The sequence below is a fragment of the Streptomyces calidiresistens genome, from assembly GCF_014141525.1.
GTDB lineage: Bacteria > Actinomycetota > Actinomycetes > Streptomycetales > Streptomycetaceae > Streptomyces > Streptomyces calidiresistens.
Genome location: NZ_VKHS01000481.1, coordinates 1 through 4,332, shown reverse-complemented (window position 1 = coordinate 4,332; position 4,332 = coordinate 1). Strand labels below are relative to the sequence as shown.

General features: G+C 71.0%; 4 protein-coding genes, 1 pseudogene and 1 CRISPR repeat array. Of the genes and pseudogenes, 2 read left to right on the top strand and 3 right to left on the bottom strand.

The window, feature by feature from the left end:
* Positions 1-664: 664 nt before the first annotated feature.
* A CRISPR array of direct repeats spans positions 665-1,609; the repeat unit is 29 nt; unit sequence CTGCTCCCCGCGCACGCGGGGATGGTCCC.
* 90 nt (positions 1,610-1,699) lie between these two features.
* The gene (locus tag FOE67_RS18060; protein ID WP_182665551.1) at positions 1,700-2,086 is read right to left on the bottom strand and encodes a hypothetical protein; all 387 of its coding nucleotides are present in this window, start codon (positions 2,084-2,086) and stop codon (positions 1,700-1,702) included.
* Positions 2,087-2,388: 302 nt separating this feature from the next.
* Here FOE67_RS18060 and FOE67_RS18055 point away from each other — a divergent pair, with 302 nt between their 5' ends.
* On the top strand, positions 2,389-2,751 hold the full coding sequence (locus FOE67_RS18055; RefSeq protein ID WP_182665549.1) for a DUF2511 domain-containing protein: 363 nt from the start codon (positions 2,389-2,391) through the stop codon (positions 2,749-2,751).
* A gap of 176 nt (positions 2,752-2,927) precedes the next feature.
* On the opposite strand, the gene FOE67_RS18050 is transcribed toward FOE67_RS18055, so the two are convergent.
* Positions 2,928-3,137: a DUF397 domain-containing protein gene (locus tag FOE67_RS18050; protein ID WP_182665547.1), complete on the bottom strand. Its 210-nt coding sequence runs from the start codon at positions 3,135-3,137 to the stop codon at positions 2,928-2,930.
* Positions 3,134-3,973, bottom strand: coding sequence for a helix-turn-helix domain-containing protein (locus FOE67_RS18045; RefSeq protein WP_182665553.1), 840 nt, complete (start codon positions 3,971-3,973; stop codon positions 3,134-3,136). Before FOE67_RS18045 ends, FOE67_RS18050 begins: the two co-directional genes overlap by 4 nt.
* A gap of 104 nt (positions 3,974-4,077) precedes the next feature.
* On the opposite strand from FOE67_RS18045, the pseudogene FOE67_RS29455 reads away from it, so the two are divergent.
* Positions 4,078-4,332, top strand: a pseudogene (locus FOE67_RS29455) (hypothetical protein); the annotation flags it as partial.

The following is a 4,332-nucleotide window of genomic DNA, read 5'->3' as shown; positions in this document are numbered from 1 at the left end:
CCCCGGTGCCGCTCGCGCCGCCCGCCCCCGCACCGGTCCGGGGGAAACCGGAACCCTGCCGGGGCTGCCACGACGTGCTGCTGCGCCCCGAAGCCGGCCTGACCCACTGCCGGGCCTGCCGCGAGGCGATGACCCGGGCCCCGACCGCCGCCTGACCCGACCGATCGGGAACAGACAAGGGTGTGCAAGCACCGTGCTTGCACACCCCCCTCCGGCCCCCCACCCCGCACGGGGCCGGGCGGTCCTCGTTCGCCTTCCCCGGGGCTGTTTACGACCTTTGGCAGGTTTTGTGGACGGTGCGAACTCGCACCGTGCAAGCACGGCGCTTGCACCGGGGCGTCGGAGGCGGGTGCCGGTGGGAGGAACGGTCATCTCGGATCGACTCCGCCGGACCCGGAAGACTCCTCCGCCCTCTCGACAGGGAGGGACCTGGATGGCCACGGCTTCGGGAACCGGGATGCGGCGTGCCGGCGGCACACCGGTGGGCGCCCCGCCCACGGCGCCCCGTCACCCGGCTGTGCGAGGAGCCGGGTCGTTGTCCGCCGGACCGGCTACGGTGGTTTCCATGTGGTTGATCCGGAGTTCCGGGCGAGGCGAAATGTCCGATTCCCTGCTTCTTGCAAAATCGGGCACACCCCGCCGGTAAACTCCCAGGTCAGCTACTCTGCTCCCCGCGCACGCGGGGATGGTCCCCGGCGGCTTTTGCGTAACCGGCGATTTCAGCGCTGCTCCCCGCGCACGCGGGGATGGTCCCCACTCGGCCACCTTCTCGCGGTCCCCGGTGTGCTGCTCCCCGCGCACGCGGGGATGGTCCTTGCCGGCGGGTGTCGGACTCGTAGATCAGCATCTGCTCCCCGCGCACGCGGGGATGGTCCCCCGGCGCGGACGCCGTGGATGTCGCGGGGCGCCTGCTCCCCGCGCACGCGGGGATGGTCCCTCGAATTTCTACGCGTTCAGGATCGTGTTCCTCTGCTCCCCGCGCACGCGGGGATGGTCCCTGGCAGAGAACCGGAGACGGGGCGAAAGGCCGCTGCTCCCCGCGCACGCGGGGATGGTCCCGTGTGCCGGGGCCACAGCACCCACCCGGGCGGCTGCTCCCCGCGCACGCGGGGATGGTCCCTGGACCGAAGGGCTCGCGGGCCGGTTCATGCCCTGCTCCCCGCGCACGCGGGGATGGTCCCGCGGATGATACGGGAGTACCCGTCGCGTCGCCCTGCTCCCCGCGCACGCGGGGATGGTCCCGGGGCGGCCCCTCTGCATGCGGGGTGGGCACGCTGCTCCCCGCGCACGCGGGGATGGTCCCACCAGCAGCACGAACGCGACCACCTCGCTCACCTGCTCCCCGCGCACGCGGGGATGGTCCCAACGACCTCGACGTCCTGATCGGCATCGACTACTGCTCCCCGCGCACGCGGGGATGGTCCCAGATGGTGCGCCTGATACGCCCAGCGCGAGATCTGCTCCCCGCGCACGCGGGGATGGTCCCTCCGCCTGTCCGGCCTGCACCTCGTTCGCCCCCCTGCTCCCCGCGCGCGCGGGGATGGTCCCTCCGCGACCACGGCCGTCCTCGCGGGCGGTCACTGCTCCCCGCGCATGCGGGGATGGTTCCGGCCGGGAGATCGACGGTGAGGCGCCGGCCGCGGGGTTCCGGAGGCGGGGCACAGTGAGGGGGAGTGCCGGGCCGGGTGCCCGGGGGTGGTCAGCCGGGGGTCCGGCCGATTCCGGCCAGGGCCGTGACGAGGAGGACGAAGACGGCGAGGGCGGGCAGGGGCATGTGCCCGCCCGATCGGTCGACGGCGTCGATGAAGTACCCGGACAGCCCAGCCCACATCAGCCCGCCGACCAGCACGAACACCGTGGTGTCGCGCTCTCCGGTCAGCCGCATGCCTGCCCACAGCAGAATGGGCATGAGCAGCCGGGAGGCGGCGGTGGTGAGCAGGAACTCCGGGGCTCCGGAGAACAGGACGTCCCCTGCGCCGGTCGAGGCGTCGCGGGCACGCGCGTAGCCGGCGGACATCAGGGCGTGGCAGGCCGCCGTGGCGGCGGTGACGGTGAGGGCCCCCTTGGCGTGACGCATGTACCGCATGGCGGCCATCCTCGCGCCCTTCGTGCCCAACAGGCCCCGAACCGGGCGTACTTGTGACCCGGCGGTGGAGTGCGGACGGGGGTCGCAGGGGCACACCGCACCTTTTCGGCTGCCCCGGAGAAGTGCTGCCGGAGGAATCCGGGGGGCCGAAGCGCGAATCCGTTGAGCGCGAGTCCGTTGCCTCCTACACAGGTAAGGGTGGCCTACCTCATACATGATTCCTTCGCGGTTCTCTTTTCATCCTGATCACAACTTGGTGATACCTGTTTTCCGGGAAGGACAGCCCCGGGACCATCGCCGCCATGCGCACAACAACCCCCGGCGCCGCCGTCGCCGCCGCCCTGCTCCTCGCCCTCACCACCACCGCCTGTACCGAGGAAGAGCCGGAGAACGAGCCCCTGCCGGTCTCCTCCCGGGACTTTCCCGACGGTCAGTGGCCGTTCACCGTCGACGCGGGCAACCTCACCTGTGAAGAGGTCTCGGTCGGGACGGCCCTTCTTCTCGAGGTCGGCGGCACGACCTATGTCCTCAACGGACCCGCCACCATATTGGCGGAGGAAATGGGCTGGGAGCGCATGCACCTCATCTGGGCCGACGATCCCGCGGACAGCCGGAACAAGATCCCCACCACCGCCGTGGAGAACTACGCCAAGGAGCACTGCTGACCGCTCCGGCCCGGGCACGGGACAGCGGAGGGAGTTGTCGTCCCCGGAACCCTCCGTGGTGGTGACGGGCAGGGTCGCCACGCGGATGTGACCGATCGACGGCGGGAAGAAGCCCCATCACGCTCGTTGCGCGATGGGGCGGTTCCCCCGGTCGAGGTGCGGGGAGGCCGGGGCGGTCAGACGTGCTCCACCCCTCCGGCCCTGACGCCGGCCACGAACCCGGCGAACGCGGCGGTGGGGACGTTCAGCACCGGTCCGGTCGGGTTCTTGGAGTCACGGACGGGCACCACGCCGGACGAGCCGGCGAGGTTCGTCGCGACCTCCACGCAGTTGCCGCCGTTGTCGCTGTAGGAGGAGGTGAACCAGCACGGGGATTCGGTCGTCACGTCATGCCCTTTCGTAGCTGGTCGATCATGGCCACGGATGCCGCCTGCGAGAGCGCTTCACCCTGAAGTTGATGGTAGGCCGTCAGCATGGGCAGGACGGAGGTGCTGTCCCGCTCCAGGTGGCCCTGCAACTGGGACTCCGCGTAGCAGACCATCGAGCGATCCGGCAGCGTCAAGAGGTTGACCGGCAGGTTGAACGTGCGGCGTTCGCCCATCCCGTACGGCGCGATCTGGACCACCGTGTTGGGCCGCTCGGCGAACTCGGCGAGGTACCGCAGCTGGGCGTCCATGACCTCGCTGCCGCCGACCGGTCGCCGGACGCAGCTCTCGTCCATGGTCACGAACACCATGGGTGGTCGGGGCCGGGTGAGCGCGGCCTGCCGATCCGCGAGGAACTGGACGCGCTCCTCCGCCTGCTCGGGCGTGACGGCGCCCCGCCGAACGGCGCTGTCCGCCAACACCCGGGCGTACTCCGGTGTCTGGAGCAGGCCGGGGATGATCCCGATCTCGAAGAGCCGGATCTCCACCGCGCGCCCCTCGTATCCCACGTACTCCGGGAAGCCCTCCAGGAGGCTGCCGTGCCGGATGTTGCGCCACTCGCGCTCGAAGGAGTTGTCGGACTCCCGGGTGCCGAAGGCGCGATCCACGCCCCGCGAGAAATGAAGGGTCGGCGGTTTGCGTCCGGTTTCCACGGCCGAGACGTGCTGACTCGAATACAACAGGCGGTCGGCCAGATCCTCCTGGCTCCACCCCCGCTCCTCACGAAACCGCCGGATACGGGCTCCGTACGCCGCTTGCGGGCTCGCGTCGGGGTTCAGCTCCTTGCGGTTGACCACGCCGAGCACCTTCCCTTCCTTCGCATATGACTAGTTGAAGGGGCTCTGTCCTCAAGCCATTCTGAACCCCCTTGGTAGTGGATTCGCCACGGAGAGGAACAGGTGTGCCCGACGAAAACGTGTTCGCTCCTCGGCCGACGCCCTTCCGCACCCCGGGAACCGGCACCTCGGCGGCGGCCGGCGGCGTCAACCCGTCGCGCCCACGGGATGACCGGCAGCCGGGGAACGCGGCCGGGCGCGGACCCCACCGCCCCTGTCCGGCGGGAAGGTGCGCGGTGGCGATGGCCGGTGCCCTCCCGGAGGTCGAGGATCCTCCGACCGACGAGACCGCCCCGCCCGACGAGCCCGCCCCCGCCTGT

What these genes read in the sequence shown, in the direction of transcription:
- FOE67_RS18060 (WP_182665551.1), bottom strand. Translation starts at nt 2,086, where the DNA reads ATGCGGTACATGCGTCACGCCAAGGGGGCCCTCACCGTCACCGCCGCC.
- FOE67_RS18055 (WP_182665549.1), top strand. Translation starts at nt 2,389, where the DNA reads ATGCGCACAACAACCCCCGGCGCCGCCGTCGCCGCCGCCCTGCTCCTC.